The sequence below is a fragment of the Pseudocolwellia antarctica genome, assembly GCF_049933045.1.
Taxonomy (GTDB): domain Bacteria; phylum Pseudomonadota; class Gammaproteobacteria; order Enterobacterales; family Alteromonadaceae; genus Pseudocolwellia.
In genome coordinates, this window is sequence record NZ_CP187926.1 from 483,102 (window position 1) to 506,249 (window position 23,148).

Below are 23,148 nucleotides of genomic sequence, written 5' to 3' on the forward strand. Positions count from 1 at the left end.
AACGGACACAAACAGCTGGCTGTGCTCGTTCCTCGCTATTATAGCCAGCCATTTTTAGCCGCTTAGCAAAGCGTTAGCAGTCTTTATTCAGTTTGTATAAATCAGGGATTGGTTTTTAGTAAAAAGGTTTTACGTTTCACTTTACCTCTTCCTAATTAAAATTTACTTATCGTTAATTGCTTTGTGTTGTTTTCTCGGTGTTAATTTTTGAGTAAAGTGTATTAAATAGCGTTAGTTGTAATATTAAAAAGTTATAGCGGTAAACCGCCAAAGCTTATCTTACACTGCTAACAAGGCAAAGCAGCAGGACTAAAAACAGCTGGCCGTTGCTCGTGCCTCGCCATTTTGGCCAACAATTTTTAGCCTCTGTTTGAGGCGTTAGGCTTCTTTCGGCATATGCGATATTGAGATATAAATATGAATTCAAGAACAGAAAGCTCTGTTGGGCTAGCTAGTGATAATGATTTAAGAATTGCATTACATTATGAAGATGCAGCAAAAATTTTATATAATTCTAATGCCTACCAAGACGAAATAGTCTTACCTACTCTTTTTTTAATAAGGCAATATTTAGAGCTTATTCTTAAGCACAATATAAATAAGTTAAACGAAATTTCTTCGTGTAATAACTTAATAAATAAATTAAATACAGCGCATCGCCTAGTAAAAATTCATGAGGCTTTCATAGAACATTATGAAAATGTTAAATCTATAAAAAATATCACAGATACAGGAGATGAAAGTCATTTAAATAATTTAAAAAACTTAATAACAGAAATCTCAAAATTTGATTCTGATTCGCAGGGGTTTAGATATTCCAAAAATAAAAGGGGTGAAAAAATAATAGGTCGCGAAGAACTATTTAATTTAAAAAATACTTTTTGTTTACTGGATAAAGTAAGTGACTTTCTTAATAGCATAGAAGAGATGTGATGTTAGTATAAATCCATTGGTTAACATAAAAGCCTAACAAGAAAATCAACAAGGACTAAAAACAGCGGGCTGTTCGCTCCGCTCCATTTTAGCCCACTATTTTTAGCCTGTTATTTAGGCGTTAGGGCTACAGTGTAGCCTTGTTAAATTTTAATTATCAAAAGGAAATGTAAATGAAGAATTTAAAATTACTACTAATATCTACTTTAAGTGTAGTTTCGATAAGTTGTAGCACTTTGCCTTTAAAGGCCGAAATTAAAGATAACCATTTTCGATTTGAAAACTTTAAAAGAGATAATAGTTCAAAATTAGAATATGTTCACTTAATGTGTTTTCACAAAAAGCCTATTTCCTGGGTTGAGCCTAAACAATATTTGAGTGGCGAGCATGATTTATGGGTTAAAGCTAGTATTTCAGAGCGAGACATTCCGAATAGTACCAAAGAGGCTTTTGTCAATTTCAAAGTAAAACTAGAATCAAATAAAAGCTATATGCTAAATCGTAAAATAGTAGATGATAAAATATCTCTTTGGATACAAGAGGTTGATACTGGCATAGGTGTTTCGGACGTATTAATTTCTGATTTAAAAAATCCTTTAATAATTGACGATTCTTTACGAAAACGACAATGTAAATCAGGTTCGGTTTAAACGCAGCCCTAACAAGAACTTCAAACGGAAAAAATACAGTTGGCTGTTTCACTTCGTTCACATTATAGCCAACTATATTTTTCCGCTTAAGTAGGCGTTAGCAGTCTTATTCAATTTGTATAAATCAGGGATTGGTTTTTAGTGAAAGGTTTCACGTTTCTATTTACCTCTTCCTAATTAAAGTTTATTTAAAACTAAATATTCAGTGTTCTTTTCTTAGTGTTTATTTTTAAGTAAAGTGTATTTTTAATAATGCGTTGTATTATTAACTAGTTATGGCGGTAAACCGCAAACGTTTATCTTCCACGGCTAACAAGGCATTGCAAAGGACTAAAAACAGCTGGCCGTTGCTCGTGCCTCGCTATTTTGGCCAACAATTTTTAGCCTCTGAATGAGGCGTTATGTTTCAAAAGAATAAAAAGTGCCTAAAAGTATGGATAGCTGAATTATGAATCAAGTTTCAAAAGAAGAATTCAAAAAAATATTTCTTGAATATGGAAAAGCGTCGGATGGTTGGGGGAAAGACTACTGGGAGAAAATGTACGAGAACCCCAAACGAGAAAATATGAAGTATTTAGTACGTTTACCTGAAACTGAAGGTAAAAACCGTATGATGGTGGTAGATGACTATTCCGTAAACGAGTATAGGCTCTTCTTTGTGTCTGTTGACGAGGAGGAGAATCTCTACAGGTAATTATTTGTTATCATCATAATTATGAAATCACATAACAAGTTGCTTCATCGGAAAAACTACTCGCTCGCGCTCGCATTTTTCCGCTGAGCAAGGCGTTATATGCTTTTAAAAATTAGTTCTTTAAAATGTCGTTTTTCGGTATTTTAATAAAAATTTCAGCGTATAAATTACTACGTGTTTTTCGCTAAACTTGGTTTGGCGTTAGCACTAATAGATATTGCCTTTTATACCTTTTTCAAAGGTGGCAATGACATTATTTCAGTTTAACCTTTCGCGTGTAGCGTAAAAGTTCACGGTTAGGTTTTATTATTACGGGTGACTTAAACTCGTGCAGTGTTTGGCTACAACCTCCGCTGCATATAACAAGTTGCTCAAACGGACAAATAACAGTCGGCTGCGCTTCGCGCATTATAGCCAACGGTCATTTGCCCCTTAGCAAAGCGTTATGAGTTTACTACTTTTTGTCTGTTATTTTTTTGTAAAACAGAGCGGTTTTAACAAGTAAACTTTGTGCTTGTTTCATACGAGTTTCGCTAGTTAAGGTTTATCAAAGGTCACCAATAGTATTTGCTTTTGAAGTGACTTTTGTAGCAAATACATCGGTTCGTCAATGTGTATTTAGTAGCGCAAGTTGAGCTTCATTTACAAATTAGGTGTTTACTAATAGAGTCGTGTTTTGAGTTAACCTAAGTTACTCATAACAAGGCAAATCAACAGGACTTTTACAGCTGGCTGTGCTCGTTCCTCGCAAATTATAAGCCAGCAATAAAAGCCCGTTATTTGGGCGTTAAGTGACTTAAGTAAGGCTCACATGGAAAATCAAGAGTACAAATTAACAATCAAGCTATTTTTTGTTGGTTTATTTATCATTATTTTTGCTGCGTATTTGTCTGAAACCCTGGATTTTGTACCTATGTGGTTTATTGGACCTAGGGAGTTAGGGCATTTAATTGGATTTATAGGTATGTCTTTTATGATGTACTTTTATTCAGTATCTTGTTTTGACTCTAAGGTTTTCAAAGTAAAATTTTCTATTCATTTACCAATCATTTTATTTTCTTATATATTTCTGTTATTTCCTAGCCTAAAGCCTAGCTTCATACCTATTGGAGCAGTAATGCTAGTAGCAATATTATCTATTTATTACTTGGTATTCTCTTTCGCAGCTTTCAAAAAAATACCGAGAGTCAAAACACAATTTCATTTCAAGCTTATGGTTTTTATTTCTATGCTGTTTATTTCTGGATATTGGGAATTAATACATCAACCTCTGATTGATGTATATGGTAAAGGTCCAAGAGGTTATATTCAGTGGCCACAAGTTAGAATTGATTTAGTCGGAATTGTAATAGCGATGCTTGTGTTGTCTGGTGTTTTAAATCAGTCACTTAACAAGCCAATTCAACAGGACTAAAAACAGTGGGCTGTTCGCTTCGCTCCATTTTAGCCCACAATTTTTAGCCCGTTAATTGGGCGTTATAAGGTCTGTCATGCCGAAGTATTCTGTAGTTCTAGAAGGTAAGAATTTTCCAGTATTGTCAAATGGTAATACAGAGGTTTTAGGTTTCATGACAACTCGTAAAGTTAAGGCTAACGACTTAGAAGAAGCTGAATTAAAGGCTGTAGAGTTAATCAAAAAAGATCCTGATTTAATGTCTAATTTGGATAAGGAACATGAAGCTATTCCTGAAATTTATTTGGATAGCATTTACAAGTTAAAGTGGTGGAAGAGGCTTGGAGGTAAAGGTTATACTTTCTATAAAATGGAAGAGTAATGACCTTATAACAAGCTAATTAATAAGGACAAAAAACAGTTGGCTGTTTTCGTTCCTCAACATTTTAGCCAACAATTTTTTGCCCATTATTAGGGCGTTATATGCCAAGGAATCTTCAGCAATGGATGCTCTCGAAAAACTAGCGGAAAGAAACCGCATTCATAGTAATCATACCGCTAAAGAAAATGGCAATAATTTGTTTGTCGCGATATCTCTGGTGCCCGTTTTAATAACGTACTTTTATACAATCTATACTCCGGGTGAGGGATTTGAGTTAGACCTATTAAATGCATTGCTCCCAACTGTTGGAGCTATTATTCTTTCATCGCTTCTTTCAATTTTATTTAGCTTCCTAATATTTACACATGCGATGAAAGTGATAGCATTCTTTATAATGCAGTGCTGGTTTACTTATTTTTGGAACTCAAATGAGGGTTTTATCTTAAGTTTCATGCCGTTAATTTTTACATTTTTTATATTTTTATTTCAATTGTCAAAAATTAAGGTAAAGTTGATAAACGATAGAAATGGCATATAACAAGCTGTTTAAGCAGGACAAAATACAGTTGGCTGTTTTCGTTCCTCAACATTTTAGCCAACTAAATTTTGCCCCTTAACGAGGGCGTTATATGGTACAAGGAAGTTTGGTGCACAAAAAAAACATTATCGAAATATTACAATTAATCTCATCTCCTGAAAGTCAGTTCGAGTACGAAAAAAATGTACCGATTGCTCAAGTTCCTGCTGAATTGTTTTGTACCTGGTTCGACGATTATTATCATCCTAACTCGGCTAAGTTTGTATCGTCATTTAATATTAACGAGCTAAAAGATTTATCATTATTTAATGACCACTTTGACAAATATGGTAAAGATGTACCAATGAATAATGGCGTATCTGGTTTGCAAAGTAATTCGAATTGGCTTGCAATTCAATCGTATGCAGGTAAATTACTGGAAAAGCATTTGTGGTAAGTACCATATAACAAGGCAAAGCAGCAGGACTAAAAACAGCTGGCCGTTGCTCGTGCCTCGCCATTTTGGCCAACAATTTTTAGCCTCTGTTTGGGGCGTTAGCAGTCTTATTCAGTTTGTATAAATCAGGGATTGGTTTTTAGTAAAAAGGTTTTACGTTTCACTTTACCTCTTCCTAATTAAAATTTACTTATCGTTAATTGCTTTGTGTTGTTTTCTCGGTGTTAATTTTTGAGTAAAGTGTATTAAATAGCGTTAGTTGTAATATTAAAAAGTTATAGCGGTAAACCGCCAAAGCTTATCTTACACTGCTAACAAGGCAAAGCAGCAGGACTAAAAACAGCTGGCCGTTGCTCGTGCCTCGCCATTTTGGCCAACAATTTTTAGCCTCTGTTTGAGGCGTTATGTGTAAACTATGAAATCAACATTTGTCGCAATTTTAGCAACTATATTCACAGCATTTTTTATTACGTTTGTTGTTACTTATATTGGTACGCTTAATTCAGAGTATTATGATTTTAGAGTGGCATTGTTAATGTCTAGTGTGGCAGCTTTTGTAAGCTTGATAATTACAATCTGTTGGTCATTACCTATACACTTATATCTTAAAAAGCATAATAAAGTTAGTTTAGGTTGGTATGCTTTAATTGCTGTTATTCCATCACTTGGATTTATTTACATACTAAAACCATTTGGGGAGGACTCAGCTGGAGACTTGTTTACTCAAGCATTATTTTGTAGCTTAGTTGGTGTGGTTTCTGCTACAGTTTTCTGGTATTTCGCTGTGTACCAAATTACACATAACAAGCAAATCAACAAGGACTAAAAACAGCTGGCCATTGCTCGTGCCTCGCTTATTTTGGCCAACAATTTTTCGCCTGTTATTTGGGCGTTATACGTTTCGAGGTAGAGTGTGCATCCTGACTTTGAGTTCAACATTTATCCAAAGCACTTATTGAAAGGTAAAAGCGTTACTGATGAGAATGCTGATGTAATTACTAAAATAGGATTGCCGGGATTTGTTTCACCTCATTTGTACTTCGGAGATTTTGAAGAAGAACAATTTCTCCCATTATTATCTAATTGGTCATGGGCAAGTGAATGGGAAGGAAATATAGATATTGCTATGCAACAGTTTCCTGATTGTTTAGTTATAGGTGCAGGACAAGAATCTGAGCCTATAATAATCAAGCCCAATGAAAGCAGTCTTTATCAAGTAAATATGGACGGGAAGTCATTAAAATTCCTTAACGAAAACTTGGATAAATTATTCTTAACGCTTGATGCGTTTTTAGATATGGTAGATAAAGTACATTCAAAAGATAGCAACGCTTTTCTAGAACAGCGAGTTAATCCTTTATTGGTAACGTTGTTTAAAGCGCAGTTAAAAAACATAGATCCTTTAGCGCATGGTAAAAATTCGCTTTGGGAACAGCTTGCAGACAATTGTAGTTTGCATCACAAAAACGTATAACAAGTTGCTCAAACGGACAAAAAACAGTTGGCTTTTGCTCGTTCCTCGCTAATTTTAGCCAACTATTTTATTGCCGCTTAGCAAGGCGTTATGTGTAAACGGATATCGTCGAATATATGGATATTTTCAAAGGTATAGATTTCAATGACTCGTTTGTTCTCGGTTGGAGTTCAAGTGCAACTGAAATCACATTCAAAATTGAGGCTAGCATTTGGCCTGATTCGCCTCATTATCTAAACCCAAAACCCGATGAATATACTTGCTACCGTAAATGTAAAATTCAATTTACAGGTTTTACTTCATATTCAGGGCTTATCGAACAAAGTAGCGTTCAACCAAACAAAGATATAGATGGCTCATTTGATTATGGCAATATCGATTCGTTAATTAAAACAAATCAAGGCTTTAAGGTTGTCGGTGAGTTTGGTAACTTAGACGTTATAAACGGTAAAGTTCAGCTCAAAATTTACACATAACAAGCTGTTCAAGAGGGACAAAAAACAGTTTGCTGTTTCGTCCCTCAACATTATAGCAAACCATTTTTTGCCCCTTAACAGGGCGTTAGCAGTCTTATTCAATTTGTATAAATCAGGGATTGGTTTTAAGTAAAAAGGTTTTACGTTTCACTTTACCTCTCCCCAATTAAAATTTACTTATTGTTAATTGCTTTGCGTTGTTTTCTCAGTGTAATTTTTTAAGTAAAGTGTATTAAAAAACGTTAGTTGTATTATTAGAGAGTTATAGCGGTAAACCGCCAAAGCTTATCTTACACTGCTAACAAGGCAAAGCAGCAGGACTAAAAACAGCTGGCCGTTGCTCGTGCCTCGCCATTTTGGCCAACAATCTTTAGCCTCTGTTTGAGGCGTTAGCAGTCTTATTCAATTTGTATAAATCAAGGGTTGGTTTTTAGTGAAAAGGTTTCACGTTTCACTTAACCTCTCCCTACTTAAACTTAACTAATCGTTAATATCGTAGTGTTCTTTTCTTGGTGTTAATTTTTGAGTAAAGTGTATTAAATAGCGTTAGTTGTAATATTAAAAAGTTATAGCGGTAAGCCGCCAAAGCTTATCTTACACTGCTAACAAGGCAAAGCAGCAGGACTAAAAACAGCTGGCCGTTGCTCGTGCCTCGCCATTTTGGCCAACAATTTTTAGCCTCTGTTTGAGGCGTTATATTTTTTTCAGGCATGGGTGTCAAATGAAAGAATCGGAAATAAAAGCAGTTGCGTTTTCACTGGAACATTGGAATCCATTGGGTGATAATTCTGTTAAAATAACTGATCTCGATGGCTACCATACTGAGGCAATAGATATTATTTCTACGCTTTCATTATTTTCAGGAATAGGTTCAACCGCAGATGTCATTGATAGAGTTTTGTCAGAAGCATTTGAGCTTCCACTTGATGAAAGCGCCGTTCAAAATGCAGCAAAAGAAATAGAATCAATCCTGAAAAGTAAGAATTGAAGTAAGCAAAATATAACAAGCAAATTAATCAGGACAAATAACAGTTGGTTTTTGCTCCTGCGTCGCCATTTTAACCAACTATTTTTTGCCCATTATTTGGGCGTTAGCAGTCTTATTCAATTTGTATAAATCAAGGGTTGGTTTTTAGTGAAAAGGTTTCACGTTTCACTTAACCTCTCCCTACTTAAACTTAACTAATCGTTAATATCGTAGTGTTCTTTTCTTGGTGTTAATTTTTGAGTAAAGTGTATTAAATAGCGTTAGTTGTAATATTAAAAAGTTATAGCGGTAAACCGCCAAAGCTTATCTTACACTGCTAACAAGGCAAAGCAGCAGGACTAAAAACAGCTGGCCGTTGCTCGTGCCTCGCCATTTTGGCCAACAATTTTTAGCCTCTGTTTGGGGCGTTAGCAGTCTTATTCAATTTGTATAAATCAGGGATTGGTTTTTAGTGAAAAGGTTTCACGTTTCTATTAACCTCTTTCTAATTAAAGTTTATTTAAAACTATACACTTAGTGTTGTTTTCTTGGTGTTAATTTTTAAGTAAAGTGTATTTGTAATAATGCGTTGTCTTATTAAATAGTTATGGCGGTAAACCGCAAACGTTTATCTTCCACGGCTAACAAGGCATTGCAAAGGACTAAAAACAGCTGGCCGTTGCTCGTGCCTCGCTATTTTGGCCAACAATTTTTAGCCTCTGAATGAGGCGTTATATTGCTAATCAAATCATGGAGTTTTAAATGAAGTATAGAGTTATTTTAGTTTTTTCTATTTTATTGAGCGCTTGTGCCTCGATCCCATCGTTTCAATCTAAAGATAACCTATCAGCATATTCAACGAATATGAAAATAATTTTGGATAGCGATGCTATATATAAAGTAAACAAAGGTATGGTTACTTGGTATTTTGGTGTAAATAAAGGTGAATATATAGCCAAATACCAAGACGATAGCGGTTACTATTTTGAGGGTTCAAATCATTCATCATGTATGGGTACTGAAGGTAAATCTGGCGGGTGTACATCTCAATTAATTGGCGGTATATGGCAGTCAAAAATGGATCAAAACGATTTTCGTATGTACTACATAGATGGCTCAACAAAAAATGATAACTCAAATACACAAGGCTATGCTACAACGTTAAATAAGTATGTCATTGAAACGGCATCAAATGAGTTTTCTAATTTAATTAAGGCTTCGTTGTAATCGCAATATAACAAGAAATTAAACAAGGACAAAAAACAGTTGGCTTTTTGTTCACTACGTTCACTTATTTTAGCCAACAATTTTTTGCCTGTTAATTGGGCGTTAGCGAGCATCATGAAGCTTTACGTAAACTCTAAATCATTATTATTAATTTTAACCTTGAGCCTTTCTATTTGGGGTTACTTCATTTTACTAAACTATATAGGTGATCCCAGAGTCGCTGACTCAGGTCTTGATGGTGATGAAATGCACTTCTTGGAGAAAGCCTTTTTATATCTTTCGTTTTCAGCAACTTTCTACTTGTGGGTTTGTTCGGTGATTCATTGCTTTAAAAAAACAAGCAAAATGCTTTCAGTTGTAATCGCTGTAATTTGGCCTCTAATTTACTTTTATAGTTTATATGCTTTAGTTTCTAATTGGCGCAGTGTAAAAGCTAGCTAACAAGAACTTAAAGAGGGACAAAATAAAGTTGGCTGTTTTGTTCACTCCGTTCACTTATTTTAGCCAACTCTATTTTGCCCCTTAAGTGGGCGTTAGGTGTTTATGGAATTCAGTCAACCAGAGGTTAAAATAATCAATGAGTCGATTAAATTTATTAATCGGTGGCAATGGTACAAATACGTTCTAGTTGCAACGATGATTGCGCTTATATTTTTTTGTTACTTTCTAATCATCAATCAAGGTTATGGGAAATTTGCAGGTTTGGTTGGTGTGCCAATTGGTCTTATCTTTGGTTACTTAATTCGAAATTGGACAACTCCTAAAAAAGAAGCCCTATTACTTAAACTGGTGTCTAATCAAAAAAACACCTAACAAGAAATTAAACAAGGACAAAAAACAGTTGGCTTTTTGTTCACTACGTTCACTTATTTTAGCCAACAATTTTTTGCCTGTTAATTGGGCGTTAGGCCGAATATAAACTAAGTTCAGGTGTCAATTTTGAGTAGTTTTTATAAATATTCTCCAATAAAAAATCTTAAAAATCTTGAAGACGAACATTCTTTAAATAATCTATTTTCTAGCCGCGTTGCATTTTCTCGTAGGAAAAGTTTTAACGATTTATTCGATTCTCAAGTTAAATTTATTATTCCTAATAAACATGAAATAAAGCAAACATATAAAAGTCTCTCAGGAAAATCGAAATTAGATTTCAAACATATGTTTATTAAAGGCTCTGGTTCTGCTGGTGTAGATAATTTGAAGTCTAGAATTAATGGCATATTGGATAGTTATTTATTTTATTGCTTAACAGATAATCCTCGAAGCAATCTAATGTGGTCTCATTATGCTAGCTCTCACAATGGTTTTTGTATTGAGTGGGACGGTAACTTCGTTAAGCCTCAAAAAATTAAGTATCAACAGTCGATACCTGAATTTGATTTACTTCAATTCATAAAAAAAATTTTTGGATTATTGAATGATACTTCTCTTTTGGAGGAAGCATGGGCAAAATTAAATATCAAATTAGATGAGTGGGAATATGAGCAAGAGTATCGTTTCCAGTTAAGCAATTCTATGGAGTCTTTAATTGTGGAAGATATGGGGAATATTGCACTGGTTCAAGCGCAGCCTGAGTGGGTTAAGTCTATTGTTTTTGGGTATCGTATGGGTCAAGATACAAGAAATTATATAATAGATCGTCTACCTTCAGATATGAAATATAAAGAGATTATAATTTGCAGTAATCAAAGCGAGCTTAAGGTGGTTAACTATTCGGCCTAACAAGGGTTTTCAAGACGGACAAATTACAGTTGGCTTTTTGTTCGTGCCTCACTTATTTTAGCCAACTACAATTTGCCGCTTAAAACAGCGTTAGCAGTCTTATTCAGTTTGTATAAATCAAGTATTGGTTTTGTAAAAAGGTTTTACGTTTCACTTTACCTCTTCCTAATTAAAAATTACTTATCGTTAATTTCTTCGTGTTGTTTTCTTGGTGTTAATTTTTAAGTAAAGTGTATTTAAAGAAGTTAGTTGTAAAATTAAAGAGTTACAGCGGTAAACCGCCAAAGCTTATCTTACACTGCTAACAAGGCAAAGCAGCAGGACTAAAAACAGCTGGCCGTTGCTTGTGCCTCGCCATTTTGGCCAACAATTTTTAGCCTCTGTTTGAGGCGTTAGGCAATAAGGAAAATCAAGTGGCACTATTAGAATGCTTTGAGTGTGGAAAAAAGGTTAGTACTGAAGCTACTGCTTGCCCTAAGTGTGGGGCACCGCCACCTAAAAGCAGAAAGGGTGAGTCCATAACACCAGCACAATCGGCAAGTATGACCTATAAGCAAAGGAGAGCTTTTCAAAAAGCAGGTGGAAAAATTCTTCTTAGTAAGGCACAAAAGTTTTCTTTTATAGTTATAGGTTTCTTCATGTTTTTTGGCTTAGTCAAATGCAACGCCACAAATGATGTTACTTCTGAGTCAGTAGCAAGCGCTGATCAAGTTCAAAAGGCATTACAGCAGCTTGATAATGCGATGAAAGACCCAAGGAAAATCCGTCTGCTGGAGTGCGAAGGAATTAATCCATGGAAAACTAAACCAAATGGCTGGACTAAACCAACCAAAAATGAATGCGCTGAGTTAAATAAAATATTAGAGTCGGAAACTAAATGAAAATCAAATTATAATATTGGCGCTGAATATTGCCTAACAAGTTGCTTAAAAGGACAAATAACAGTTGGCTTTTGTTCCTTCGTCACTTATTTTAGCCAACAATTATTTGCCTCTTAGCAAGGCGTTAGCAGTCTTATTCAATTTGTATAAATCAGGGATTGGTTTTTAGTGAAAGGTTTCACGTTTCTATTTACCTCTTCCTAATTAAAGTTTATTTAAAACTAAATATTCAGTGTTCTTTTCTTAGTGTTTATTTTTAAGTAAAGTGTATTTTTAATAATGCGTTGTATTATTAACTAGTTATGGCGGTAAACCGCAAACGTTTATCTTCCACGGCTAACAAGGCATTGCAAAGGACTAAAAACAGCTGGCCGTTGCTCGTGCCTCGCTATTTTGGCCAACAATTTTTAGCCTCTGAATGAGGCGTTAGGGCTACAGTGTAGCCTTGTTAAATTTTAATTATCAAAAGGAAATGTAAATGAAGAATTTAAAATTACTACTAATATCTACTTTAAGTGTAGTTTCGATAAGTTGTAGCACTTTGCCTTTAAAGGCCGAAATTAAAGATAACCATTTTCGATTTGAAAACTTTAAAAGAGATAATAGTTCAAAATTAGAATATGTTCACTTAATGTGTTTTCACAAAAAGCCTATTTCCTGGGTTGAGCCTAAACAATATTTGAGTGGCGAGCATGATTTATGGGTTAAAGCTAGTATTTCAGAGCGAGACATTCCGAATAGTACCAAAGAGGCTTTTGTCAATTTCAAAGTAAAACTAGAATCAAATAAAAGCTATATGCTAAATCGTAAAATAGTAGATGATAAAATATCTCTTTGGATACAAGAGGTTGATACTGGCATAGGTGTTTCGGACGTATTAATTTCTGATTTAAAAAATCCTTTAATAATTGACGATTCTTTACGAAAACGACAATGTAAATCAGGTTCGGTTTAAACGCAGCCCTAACAAGAACTTCAAACGGAAAAAATACAGTTGGCTGTTTCACTTCGTTCACATTATAGCCAACTATATTTTTCCGCTTAAGTAGGCGTTAGGTTTCTAATGGAAATAATCTTAATCAGGCATGGAAAACCAACTGGGGCAATTTATCCTCGTGTTAACGCAAGTGGTTTTGCCAATTGGGTCAGAAAATATGACCAATCTGGTATTGTAACTGGAAGTTTCCCTGAAAGTGATATACTCAGTACTTTTAAAGGACATTACATAGTCTCTAGCTCTCTTAAAAGAGCAATAGAATCTACTCAAATTTGTTTTAAAAAAATGCCATCTGAAACATCTAATATATTTCGGGAATTAGAAATTCCACGTTATAAGTTACCTTTTACATTAAAAGCTTCAAATTGGCTTTATTTAAACAGAATTTTATGGACGCTAGGTGTTAAATGCTCATCAGAATCATATCAATCAGCTAAAAAAAGAGCTGCGGCTGCAAGTGAGCAATTAATCAAGTTGGCGAATAAGCATAATAAAGTAGTATTAGTTAGCCACGGTTATATTAATTTCTTTATCAGACGTCATTTATCAAAAAATGGATGGCACTTAAAAGAACAAAGTCGTAACTATTGGGGAGTCACGAGGCTCGAAACCTAACAAGTGACTATGGTGTCAAACCTTAATGTTTAATTCATTTTAGGATCCCAATAGACACCATCTCTTACCATCGAATTGAGTGTAATAACTAGCTTTCTAATACACGCGATTATTGCTACTTTCTTAGGTTTTCCTGCCGCAACTAATCGTTGATATGTTGCCTTAAAAACTGGATTACATTGGATTGCTGACATCATTGCCATGTACATCGCGGTTCGAATTTGTGAACGTCCACCTCGTATCATGCGTTTACCTTTATAGGTTCCACTCTCCCGATTAAAAGGCGCAACCCCCACCAATGATGACGCTTCTTTATTAGTTATATACCCAAGTTCCGGCATTTCACTAATCAAGTTGAAAGCAACGACATTACCTACTCCAGGAACACTCTGAACAATGTCATTTTTTATTTTGTAATCATCACAACTTTCAATAAGCTTATGCAATTTATTGTCTATTTTTTCTAACTGATTTTTGAGTACCGTTAACACTGGACTGATAGAAGATAGGATTTCTTTGGGCATGATTTGAAGACGGTTTTTTTCCATTGTTTGTATACCCATAAGCTGACGACGACGTGATAGTAAATCACTCATTAGCCTTATATCATCTGCTTTTAACTTAGATAGGTCAGGCTTAACCATCTCGGCATAATGTGCAATTAATTTAGCATCGAGCTTATCTGTTTTGGCTTTTTGATTAATTACTCCAGCAAAACGTTTTATTCTTACAGGGTTAGCCACAACAAAAGGGATCTTTGCTTTAGCACACGCCAAAATAAAGGGCTGCTCTAACCGTCCGGTTGCTTCAATGACTACACGAGTCACCTTGTGTTTTTTGATTCTCATGATGGCTTCTTTAATACCAACTTCATCGTTGCTCACGACAAAATAAATATCTAAAGGGCGTATATAAATATCGAGTTGAGTTTTACCTGTATCGACACCGACGTTAATTTCATTTTGATTATTTATGGTATTCATATTAAGCTGACTCTGCCTTGCTATTCGGGCTCGAGGCCCAGTTGACTATCCGAGTTTAGTGCTTGGAGTTTTATACGGCGTTCTTTCTTGTTATCGGTCTCTCAACAGAGGAGCCTGCAATTAATCGAACTACCATATAAAAGGCTTTGGTTGCAGCCAAAGCTTGGGCCTCACTTTACCTAAACTGGTTTAAAAAGAACTAAAAAGATGGATGTATTATCCATACAAGGCAATCAAAAGGACTAAAAACAGTTGGCCATGCTCGTGCCTCGCTATTTTAGCCAACAATTTTTAGCCTCTTATTGGGGCGTTAGGCTTCTTTCGGCATATGCGATATTGAGATATAAATATGAATTCAAGAACAGAAAGCTCTGTTGGGCTAGCTAGTGATAATGATTTAAGAATTGCATTACATTATGAAGATGCAGCAAAAATTTTATATAATTCTAATGCCTACCAAGACGAAATAGTCTTACCTACTCTTTTTTTAATAAGGCAATATTTAGAGCTTATTCTTAAGCACAATATAAATAAGTTAAACGAAATTTCTTCGTGTAATAACTTAATAAATAAATTAAATACAGCGCATCGCCTAGTAAAAATTCATGAGGCTTTCATAGAACATTATGAAAATGTTAAATCTATAAAAAATATCACAGATACAGGAGATGAAAGTCATTTAAATAATTTAAAAAACTTAATAACAGAAATCTCAAAATTTGATTCTGATTCGCAGGGGTTTAGATATTCCAAAAATAAAAGGGGTGAAAAAATAATAGGTCGCGAAGAACTATTTAATTTAAAAAATACTTTTTGTTTACTGGATAAAGTAAGTGACTTTCTTAATAGCATAGAAGAGATGTGATGTTAGTATAAATCCATTGGTTAACATAAAAGCCTAACAAGAAAATCAACAAGGACTAAAAACAGCGGGCTGTTCGCTCCGCTCCATTTTAGCCCACTATTTTTAGCCTGTTATTTAGGCGTTATGAGTCTACTGCTTTTTGTCTGTTATTTTTTGTAAAATAGGTTGGCTTTAACAAGTGGAATTTGTGCTTGTTTCAAACGAGTATCGCTAGTTAAAGTTTATCAAAGGTCACCAATAGTATTTGCTTTTGAAGAGACTTTTGTAGCAAATACATCGGTTCGTAAAAGTTGATTGGGTAGCTCAAGTTAAACTTCATTTACACATTAGGTGTTTACTAATAGCGTCGTGTTTTGAGTTAATGTAAGTTACTCATAACAAGTGACTATGGTGTCAAACCTTAATGTTTAATTCATTTTAGGATCCCAATAGACACCATCTCTTACCATCGAATTGAGTGTAATAACTAGCTTTCTAATACACGCGATTATTGCTACTTTCTTAGGTTTTCCTGCCGCAACTAATCGTTGATATGTTGCCTTAAAAACTGGATTACATTGGATTGCTGACATCATTGCCATGTACATCGCGGTTCGAATTTGTGAACGTCCACCTCGTATCATGCGTTTACCTTTATAGGTTCCACTCTCCCGATTAAAAGGCGCAACCCCCACCAATGATGACGCTTCTTTATTAGTTATATACCCAAGTTCCGGCATTTCACTAATCAAGTTGAAAGCAACGACATTACCTACTCCAGGAACACTCTGAACAATGTCATTTTTTATTTTGTAATCATCACAACTTTCAATAAGCTTATGCAATTTATTGTCTATTTTTTCTAACTGATTTTTGAGTACCGTTAACACTGGACTGATAGAAGATAGGATTTCTTTGGGCATGATTTGAAGACGGTTTTTTTCCATTGTTTGTATACCCATAAGCTGACGACGACGTGATAGTAAATCACTCATTAGCCTTATATCATCTGCTTTTAACTTAGATAGGTCAGGCTTAACCATCTCGGCATAATGTGCAATTAATTTAGCATCGAGCTTATCTGTTTTGGCTTTTTGATTAATTACTCCAGCAAAACGTTTTATTCTTACAGGGTTAGCCACAACAAAAGGGATCTTTGCTTTAGCACACGCCAAAATAAAGGGCTGCTCTAACCGTCCGGTTGCTTCAATGACTACACGAGTCACCTTGTGTTTTTTGATTCTCATGATGGCTTCTTTAATACCAACTTCATCGTTGCTCACGACAAAATAAATATCTAAAGGGCGTATATAAATATCGAGTTGAGTTTTACCTGTATCGACACCGACGTTAATTTCATTTTGATTATTTATGGTATTCATATTAAGCTGACTCTGCCTTGCTATTCGGGCTCGAGGCCCAGTTGACTATCCGAGTTTAGTGCTTGGAGTTTTATACGGCGTTCTTTCTTGTTATCGGTCTCTCAACAGAGGAGCCTGCAATTAATCGAACTACCATATAAAAGGCTTTGGTTGCAGCCAAAGCTTGGGCCTCACTTTACCTAAACTGGTTTAAAAAGAACTAAAAAGATGGATGTATTATCCATACAAGGCAATTCAACAAGGACTAAAAACAGCTGGCCATTGCTCGTGCCTCGCTTATTTTGGCCTACTATTTTTAGCCTGTTAATATGGGCGTTATGTGTATTTTCCAGTTTGATTGTTTGTGTTAGCTAAAAGTGTTTTTATAATTGCGTGATTTTGTAAACGCTACTGCCAGTTTTCGCTATTCTAAGTTTTGTAATGGTCACTAATAGATTTTGCTTATTTAAAACACTTTGTAGCAAAATCATTAATTCGTACTCAGTGTGGTGAGTAGCTCAAATTTATATTTCATTTAAAGCTTACTGTGTTTACAATTACCTTTAGTAATTGTGGTAGGTTTATCAACCACATAACAAGAAATTCAACAAGGACTAAAAACAGCGGGCTGTTCGCTTCGCTCCATTTTAGCCCACTATTTTTAGCCTGTTAATTAGGTGTTAGCAGTCTTATTCAGTTTGTATAAATCAAGGGTTGGTTTTTAGTGAAAAGGTTTCACGTTTCACTTAACCTCTCCCTACTTAAACTTAACTAATCGTTAATATCGTAGTGTTCTTTTCTTGGTGTTAATTTTTGAGTAAAGTGTATTAAATAGCGTTAGTTGTAATATTAAAAAGTTATAGCGGTAAACCGCCAAAGCTTATCTTACACTGCTAACAAGGCAAAGCAGCAGGACTAAAAACAGCTGGCCGTTGCTCGTGCCTCGCCATTTTGGCCAACAATTTTTAGCCTCTGTTTGAGGCGTTAGCAGTACTTATGAAATATCGCATAACTAAAAGTTTGGAGTCCCATTTAATAAAAGAAAGGCTTCCAACAGAATATAAAAGCCTTGCCGTAAGTTGTGAGTCACAACTTGGTGAATTTTGTACATTGATCATCTTTCCTCATAATAGAAAAGATATCGTGAAAAGCTCCATCGTTGATAAAGCATTAAATACATTAGGTGAATTAACCGACTCAAATTTGGTTGTTGTCGGTGGTTGTTTCAGCTCTGAGGCAGTCGAAATTCTCAATTTAAAAAATGCTATATTTTTGTCTCTGTCTGAGTTCCACTGGACAGATTCAGCTAGTAATAATTCGCAAGGTCAGCCAAAGTATTAAGTGGCAGGTACTGCTAACAAGGCGTTCAAACGGACAAAAAACAGTTGGCTGTTTTCACTCCGTTCAACATTTTAGCCAACAATTTTTTGCCGCTTAACGTGGCGTTAGGTGTACAAAATTGAGTTACGAGAAAGCGTATAAAATATCACTCATTTTCTTTTTAATGATTATTCTTATAGCTGTATTTGTAACACCGCAAGTCGAAGGTTATGGGGATTCAGTGGCAAGTGTTGCAATACTTGCTCTGTCAGGTCATTGGATTATTCATAATGTTATTGCTTTTAAATTTGATCAAATAGATATTAAAGGCTTTATGGTACACCGTACAAAAAATCCCAAGTCGTTTGGGTTAATATTGTTTTCAAAAGGTTTATTTTCAACATTATTTATATATCTGGTTTTGCGTTAAAGTACACCTAACAAGGCAAAGCAGCAGGACTAAAAACAGCTGGCCGTTGCTCGTGCCTCGCCATTTTGGCCAACAATTTTAGCCTCTGTTTGAGGCGTTATGAGTCTGCTGCTTTTTGTCTGTTTATTTTGATAAATTAGTTTATTTTATCAAGCTAGCTTTTGTCTTCGCTTTATTCGAGTTTCGCTAGTTAAGGTTTATCAAAGGTCACCAATAGTATTTGCTTTTGAAGAGACTTTTGTTGCAAATACATCGGTTCGTAAAGGTTTATTAAGTAGCTCAAGTTAAGCTTCATTTACAAATTAGGTGTTTACTATTAGAGTCGCGTTTTGAGTTAACGAGTTTTACTCATAACAAGGCAAATCAACAGGACTTTTACAGCTGGCTGTGCTCGTTCCTCGCAAATTTTAAGCCAGCAATAAAAGCCCGTTATTTGGGCGTTAGCAGTTTCAAAGGTTCTGATGAAAACTATTATTTTAACGTTCATTTTAATGTGTTGTAATGTTTATGCTGTAGTGCCAAGCACTCAATATTATATTGATGCTCAAAAAACAATAGTTGTACTTGAAGCTGAATTAAAAGAAATTAAGTCTAATTTCACTACCACTAGTCCTGAAAGTTCGCAACTCAAAGACAATATTGAGAATGAAATTAAGCTTATTAAGCAGAGAGTCGAGTTATTCAAAAAATTAGAGCGTAAGCAACTCATTATGTATTCAAGTTCATGATTTAACTAAAAAACTGCTAACAAGGCGTTCAAACGGACAAATAACAGCTGGCTGTTGTTCGTGCCTCACACATTTTAGCCAGCTATTATTTGCCGCTTAACGTGGCGTTAGCAGTCTTATTCAGTTTGTATAAATCAGGGATTGGTTTTTAGTAAAAAGGTTTTACGTTTCAATTAACCACTCCTAATTAATGCTTATTTAAAACTAAACATTCAGTGTTCTTTTCTTAGTGTTTATTTTTAAGTAAAGTGTATTAAAAAGCGTTAGTTGTATTATTAGAAAGTTATAGCGGTAAACCGCCAAAGCTTATCTTCCACGGCTAACAAGGCAAAGCAGCAGGACTAAAAACAGCTGGCCGTTGCTCGTGCCTCGCCATTTTGGCCAACAATTTTTAGCCTCTGTTTGGGGCGTTAGGTGTTTATGGAATTCAGTCAACCAGAGGTTAAAATAATCAATGAGTCGATTAAATTTATCGACCGGTGGCATTGGTACAAATACGTTCTAGTCGCAACGATGATTATACTTATATCTTTTTGCTACTTTCTAATCACCAATCAAGGTTATGGCAAATTTTCAGGTTTGGTTAGTGTTCCAATAGGTCTTATTTTGGGTTATTTAATACGTAATTGGACAACACCTAAAAAAGAAGCATTATTACTTAAACTGGTGTCTAATCAAAAAAACACCTAACAAGTTGCTCAAGCAGGACAAAATACAGTTGGTTTTTTGCTCGTGCCTCGCTTATTTTAACCAACTATATTTTGCCTCTTAGCAAGGCGTTAGCAGTCTTATTCAGTTTGTATAAATCAAGGATTAGTTTTTAGTGAAAAGGTTTCACGTTTCTATTTACCTCTCCCTAATTAAAATTTACTTAACGCTAATATCGTAGTGTTCTTTTCTTGGTGTTAGTTTTTAAGTAAAGTGTATTAAATAGCGTTAGTTGTATTATTAGAAAGTTATAGCGGTAAACCGCCAAAGCTTATCTTCCACGGCTAACAAGGCATTGCAAAGGACTAAAAACAGCTGGCCGTTGCTCGTGCCTCGCTATTTTGGCCAACAATTTTTAGCCTCTGAATGAGGCGTTAGCTCTATCACAAGGGTGGTCACATGAAAAAAGGTTTTATTTTAGCAGTCTCATTATTTTGTTCTTTGGCAACCGCGAATGAAAATAAAGTTATAAATTATTCAAGTGAATCACGATCTGGTCAAGAACAATTCTTTTTGACTGGAACGCAGGAGGGTAGCTACACAATTAAGTCTTGGCAATTTGATATGGAAAAGGCTACTTGGGATGGTAAAGATGAGCCTAAGTTAGCTATCGGTAAGGCTATCGACCAAGCATATAAATATTTTAACAAAACAGAGTTAGAGCTTGGCGTTAAAGAGGTCGAATTTAAACCTGCTTTTAGTCGAGAGGGAACAATTATTTGGTATTACCTTGTCACTCTTACTACTTTACCTTACAAATTTAACTCTGATGAATTTGAAATTGTAGTGTTATTAAGTGGTGAAATTCTTAAAGCTAATGGTAAATAGAGCTAACAAGAACTTCAAACGGAAAAAATACAGTTGGCTGTTTTCACTCCGTTCAACATTTTAGCCAACTATATTTTTCCGCTTAAGTAGGCGTTAGCAGTCTTTATTCAGTTTGTATAAATCAGGGATTGGTTTTTAGTAAAAAGGTTTCACGTTTCTATCTACCTATCCCTAATTAAAGTTTATTTACTATTAAACACTTAGTGTTGTTTTCTTGGTGTTAATTTTTGAGTAAAGTGTAGTTAAATAGCGTTAGTTGTATTATTAAAAAGTTATGGCGGTAAACCGCAAACGTTTATCTTCCACTGCTAACAAGGCAAAGCAGCAGGACTAAAAACAGCTGGCCGTTGCTCGTACCTCGCCATTTTGGCCAACAATTTTTAGCCTCTGTTTGAGGCGTTATATGTCACCACTTGTTCAAGATTATCTTTTGGTGGTTTAGGTGTTTAATTTATAGCGTTGTGCTTGTTTCCGTTCTCTTTTGTGGTAACTTTAGCGGCATAAAATTTTTTGTATTTTTGGTTACACAGTTTTCGCCTAAAAGGATTTAGTGCATCTCGCTCAACTTCCCCTAGGTTATCTAAATTCTGTTTACTGGTTTCGCTTTATTAAATTTGGCGTAAACGGCTCAAATTCACGGTAGGTGGCAAAGTGGTGATCGGGTTTTAATTCTACTCATTCCACGCTATTAACTTTGGTGTTTTTGGTAACGACAGTGCTTGCCATGTAAACTGCATATAACAAGGCGTTCAAACGGACTTTAAACAGTTGGCTGTTTTCACTCCGTTCAACATTTTAGCCAACAATTTAAAGCCGCTTAACGCAGCGTTATATGTCACCACTTGTTCAAGATTATATTTTGGTGGTTTAGGCATTTAATTTATCGCGTTGTACTTGTTTCCGTTCTCTTTTGTGGTAACTTTAGCGGCATAAATTAGTTTGTATTTTTGGTCACACAGTTTTCGCCTAAAAGGATTTAGTGCATCTCGCTCAACTTCCCCTAGGTTATCTCAATACTGTTTAATAGTTTCGCTTTATTAAGTTTGGCATAAACGGCTCAAATTCATGGTGAGTGGCAAAGTGGTGATCGGGTTTAAATTCTACTCATTCTACGCTACAAACTTTGGTGTTTTTGGTAACGCCAGTGCTTGCCATGTACGTTGCATATAACAAGGCAATCAAACGGAAAAATAACAGTTGGCTGTTTTTCGTTCCTCAAACATTATAGCCAACAGTAATTTTCCGCTTATTGCGGCGTTATAACGAATGTGCTTAATTCAGCTATGGAGTACTCATGAGCGAAGAAGAAAATAACATGAAGTGGTATGAGCAATTATTTTGTGGGTTACCAATTGCATTAATATCAATTGGAGGTGCAGTTGGTGGTTTGTGTGGTGGTCTAGCATTCGCCCTAAATATTAGTGTTTTCTCAAAGGAATTATCAACAGGTAAAAAATATTTATTTACCTCTTTAATTACTTTGGGTGCAGTCATTTCTTATTTTATAATATTGGTTGTTTTGGCAATTGTTTTTCCTGAGACCTTTGCATAAAGTTCGTTATAACAAGCCATTCAAGCAGGACAAATAACAGTTGGCTATTTGCTCCTTCGTCGCTTATTTTAGCCAACCATTATTTGCCTCTTAATGGGGCGTTAGGTATTACTTCGTAACATGGAGAATCTCATGAAGTATTTTGTTTTTTTGTTAAGTTTTTTTCTCATTAGCTGTGCAGCAACAAGGCCGAATGTAGAACAACCGTCTTATTTTTCTAGTATTCATACTAAAGGCTTTGTGGGTATACCTGCTCCTCAGCAAGGACAATCAATGATGGTTTTCTCGTCCAAAATTAATACAAAAAAACCAGCCTTGGTTCGTATCAAAAGTTTTGATGGTAATCTAGTAGGATCAGGTAAGTATATTAGTGCTGCTGAGTTCACCCCAGGTGTACATAAATTAACATTAGCGTGGACGGAATTAAGAGGTGAATTTTGGAACGAACAACATACCAGTGTTAATTTTGAGTTTGATTTTGAACCTAATACAAAGTATTTGGTTGATTTTGATAGCGGTAGCTATGTAATTTTTAAAAACGAAAACAATCAAAAAGTCGCAGTTCAACGTATCGAAGTAGGTAATACCTAACAAGGGTTTTCAAGGCGGACAAATAACAGTTGGTTTTTGCTCCTTCGTCGCTTATTTTAACCAACTATTATTTGCCGCTTAAAACGGCGTTAGCAGTCTTATTCAATTTGTATAAATCAAGGGTTGGTTTTTAGTGAAAAGGTTTCACGTTTCACTTAACCTCTCCCTACTTAAACTTAACTAATCGTTAATATCGTAGTGTTCTTTTCTTGGTGTTAATTTTTGAGTAAAGTGTATTAAATAGCGTTAGTTGTAATATTAAAAAGTTATAGCGGTAAGCCGCCAAAGCTTATCTTACACTGCTAACAAGGCAAAGCAGCAGGACTAAAAAACAGCTGGCCGTTGCTCGTGCCTCGCCATTTTGGCCAACAATTTTTAGCCTCTGTTTGAGGCGTTAGCAGTCTTATTCAGTTTGTAT

General features: G+C 35.2%; 28 protein-coding genes. 26 read left to right on the plus strand and 2 right to left on the minus strand.

What is annotated here, in order from left to right; all coding sequences use genetic code 11:
• Positions 1-417 precede the first annotated feature (417 nt).
• From ACPUVN_RS02080 to ACPUVN_RS02165, 18 genes are all read left to right on the plus strand, one after another.
• Positions 418-933 (plus strand): hypothetical protein, encoded by a 516-nt coding sequence (locus ACPUVN_RS02080; RefSeq protein WP_426369865.1) that lies wholly within the window; start codon positions 418-420, stop codon positions 931-933.
• A gap of 173 nt (positions 934-1,106) precedes the next feature.
• Positions 1,107-1,583 carry a hypothetical protein gene (locus ACPUVN_RS02085; RefSeq protein WP_426357400.1) on the plus strand — a complete coding sequence of 159 codons (477 nt, stop codon included), beginning with the start codon at positions 1,107-1,109 and terminating at the stop codon, positions 1,581-1,583.
• 448 nt (positions 1,584-2,031) lie between these two features.
• Entirely contained in the window at positions 2,032-2,277 is a 246-nt protein-coding gene (locus ACPUVN_RS02090) for a hypothetical protein (RefSeq protein WP_426369866.1), read from the plus strand.
• A gap of 811 nt (positions 2,278-3,088) precedes the next feature.
• Positions 3,089-3,691, plus strand: a complete 603-nt coding sequence (locus ACPUVN_RS02095; protein WP_426369867.1) for a hypothetical protein — start codon at positions 3,089-3,091, stop codon at positions 3,689-3,691.
• Positions 3,692-3,767: 76 nt separating this feature from the next.
• Entirely contained in the window at positions 3,768-4,052 is a 285-nt protein-coding gene (locus tag ACPUVN_RS02100; protein WP_426369868.1) for a hypothetical protein, read from the plus strand.
• A gap of 121 nt (positions 4,053-4,173) precedes the next feature.
• Complete coding sequence (locus ACPUVN_RS02105) at positions 4,174-4,590, plus strand: hypothetical protein (RefSeq protein WP_426369869.1); 417 nt, start codon at positions 4,174-4,176, stop codon at positions 4,588-4,590.
• Between the two features lie 109 nt (positions 4,591-4,699).
• Complete coding sequence (locus ACPUVN_RS02110; RefSeq protein ID WP_426369870.1) at positions 4,700-5,026, plus strand: hypothetical protein; 327 nt, start codon at positions 4,700-4,702, stop codon at positions 5,024-5,026.
• A 415-nt stretch (positions 5,027-5,441) separates the two neighbouring features.
• Positions 5,442-5,852, plus strand: a complete 411-nt coding sequence (locus ACPUVN_RS02115) for a hypothetical protein (protein WP_426369871.1) — start codon at positions 5,442-5,444, stop codon at positions 5,850-5,852.
• 87 nt (positions 5,853-5,939) lie between these two features.
• A complete protein-coding gene (locus ACPUVN_RS02120) occupies positions 5,940-6,500 on the plus strand; it encodes an SUKH-4 family immunity protein (protein WP_426369872.1) in 561 nt (186 codons plus the stop codon).
• A 116-nt stretch (positions 6,501-6,616) separates the two neighbouring features.
• Entirely contained in the window at positions 6,617-6,976 is a 360-nt protein-coding gene (locus tag ACPUVN_RS02125; RefSeq protein WP_426358231.1) for a hypothetical protein, read from the plus strand.
• Between the two features lie 721 nt (positions 6,977-7,697).
• Entirely contained in the window at positions 7,698-7,964 is a 267-nt protein-coding gene (locus tag ACPUVN_RS02130) for a hypothetical protein (RefSeq protein ID WP_426369873.1), read from the plus strand.
• A gap of 741 nt (positions 7,965-8,705) precedes the next feature.
• Positions 8,706-9,170 carry a hypothetical protein gene (locus ACPUVN_RS02135; RefSeq protein ID WP_426369874.1) on the plus strand — a complete coding sequence of 155 codons (465 nt, stop codon included), beginning with the start codon at positions 8,706-8,708 and terminating at the stop codon, positions 9,168-9,170.
• Positions 9,171-9,284: 114 nt separating this feature from the next.
• Positions 9,285-9,611 (plus strand): hypothetical protein, encoded by a 327-nt coding sequence (locus tag ACPUVN_RS02140; protein WP_426369875.1) that lies wholly within the window; start codon positions 9,285-9,287, stop codon positions 9,609-9,611.
• 102 nt (positions 9,612-9,713) lie between these two features.
• On the plus strand, positions 9,714-9,983 hold the full coding sequence (locus ACPUVN_RS02145) for a hypothetical protein (protein ID WP_426357876.1): 270 nt from the start codon (positions 9,714-9,716) through the stop codon (positions 9,981-9,983).
• Positions 9,984-10,109: 126 nt separating this feature from the next.
• Positions 10,110-10,892: a DUF2971 domain-containing protein gene (locus ACPUVN_RS02150; protein ID WP_426369876.1), complete on the plus strand. Its 783-nt coding sequence runs from the start codon at positions 10,110-10,112 to the stop codon at positions 10,890-10,892.
• 413 nt (positions 10,893-11,305) lie between these two features.
• Positions 11,306-11,773, plus strand: a complete 468-nt coding sequence (locus ACPUVN_RS02155; protein WP_426369877.1) for a hypothetical protein — start codon at positions 11,306-11,308, stop codon at positions 11,771-11,773.
• A 478-nt stretch (positions 11,774-12,251) separates the two neighbouring features.
• Entirely contained in the window at positions 12,252-12,728 is a 477-nt protein-coding gene (locus ACPUVN_RS02160) for a hypothetical protein (RefSeq protein WP_426357400.1), read from the plus strand.
• A 108-nt stretch (positions 12,729-12,836) separates the two neighbouring features.
• Positions 12,837-13,385, plus strand: a complete 549-nt coding sequence (locus ACPUVN_RS02165) for a histidine phosphatase family protein (protein WP_426369878.1) — start codon at positions 12,837-12,839, stop codon at positions 13,383-13,385.
• Positions 13,386-13,414: 29 nt separating this feature from the next.
• Here ACPUVN_RS02165 and ACPUVN_RS02170 read toward each other — a convergent pair whose 3' ends face one another.
• On the minus strand, positions 13,415-14,368 hold the full coding sequence (locus tag ACPUVN_RS02170) for an IS110 family transposase (RefSeq protein WP_426357271.1): 954 nt from the start codon (positions 14,366-14,368) through the stop codon (positions 13,415-13,417).
• A 349-nt stretch (positions 14,369-14,717) separates the two neighbouring features.
• Here ACPUVN_RS02170 and ACPUVN_RS02175 point away from each other — a divergent pair, with 349 nt between their 5' ends.
• The gene (locus ACPUVN_RS02175; protein ID WP_426369865.1) at positions 14,718-15,233 is read left to right on the plus strand and encodes a hypothetical protein; all 516 of its coding nucleotides are present in this window, start codon (positions 14,718-14,720) and stop codon (positions 15,231-15,233) included.
• A 407-nt stretch (positions 15,234-15,640) separates the two neighbouring features.
• Here the strand turns inward: ACPUVN_RS02175 and ACPUVN_RS02180 are convergent, their stop codons facing one another.
• Positions 15,641-16,594 (minus strand): IS110 family transposase, encoded by a 954-nt coding sequence (locus tag ACPUVN_RS02180; protein ID WP_426357271.1) that lies wholly within the window; start codon positions 16,592-16,594, stop codon positions 15,641-15,643.
• A 975-nt stretch (positions 16,595-17,569) separates the two neighbouring features.
• Between ACPUVN_RS02180 and ACPUVN_RS02185 the strand changes: the two genes are divergently transcribed.
• The 7 genes from ACPUVN_RS02185 to ACPUVN_RS02215 all read left to right on the plus strand — a co-directional run bounded on the left by ACPUVN_RS02185 (position 17,570) and on the right by ACPUVN_RS02215 (position 22,730).
• Positions 17,570-17,914: a hypothetical protein gene (locus tag ACPUVN_RS02185; protein WP_426369879.1), complete on the plus strand. Its 345-nt coding sequence runs from the start codon at positions 17,570-17,572 to the stop codon at positions 17,912-17,914.
• Positions 17,915-18,032: 118 nt separating this feature from the next.
• Positions 18,033-18,323 (plus strand): hypothetical protein, encoded by a 291-nt coding sequence (locus ACPUVN_RS02190; RefSeq protein WP_426357864.1) that lies wholly within the window; start codon positions 18,033-18,035, stop codon positions 18,321-18,323.
• 461 nt (positions 18,324-18,784) lie between these two features.
• Positions 18,785-19,051 carry a hypothetical protein gene (locus tag ACPUVN_RS02195; RefSeq protein ID WP_426369406.1) on the plus strand — a complete coding sequence of 89 codons (267 nt, stop codon included), beginning with the start codon at positions 18,785-18,787 and terminating at the stop codon, positions 19,049-19,051.
• Between the two features lie 513 nt (positions 19,052-19,564).
• Entirely contained in the window at positions 19,565-19,741 is a 177-nt protein-coding gene (locus ACPUVN_RS02200; protein WP_426369880.1) for a hypothetical protein, read from the plus strand.
• Between the two features lie 417 nt (positions 19,742-20,158).
• Positions 20,159-20,587 carry a hypothetical protein gene (locus ACPUVN_RS02205; protein ID WP_426357403.1) on the plus strand — a complete coding sequence of 143 codons (429 nt, stop codon included), beginning with the start codon at positions 20,159-20,161 and terminating at the stop codon, positions 20,585-20,587.
• Positions 20,588-21,881: 1,294 nt separating this feature from the next.
• On the plus strand, positions 21,882-22,139 hold the full coding sequence (locus ACPUVN_RS02210; protein ID WP_426369881.1) for a hypothetical protein: 258 nt from the start codon (positions 21,882-21,884) through the stop codon (positions 22,137-22,139).
• 132 nt (positions 22,140-22,271) lie between these two features.
• Positions 22,272-22,730, plus strand: a complete 459-nt coding sequence (locus ACPUVN_RS02215; protein WP_426358232.1) for a hypothetical protein — start codon at positions 22,272-22,274, stop codon at positions 22,728-22,730.
• Positions 22,731-23,148: the final 418 nt, after the last annotated feature.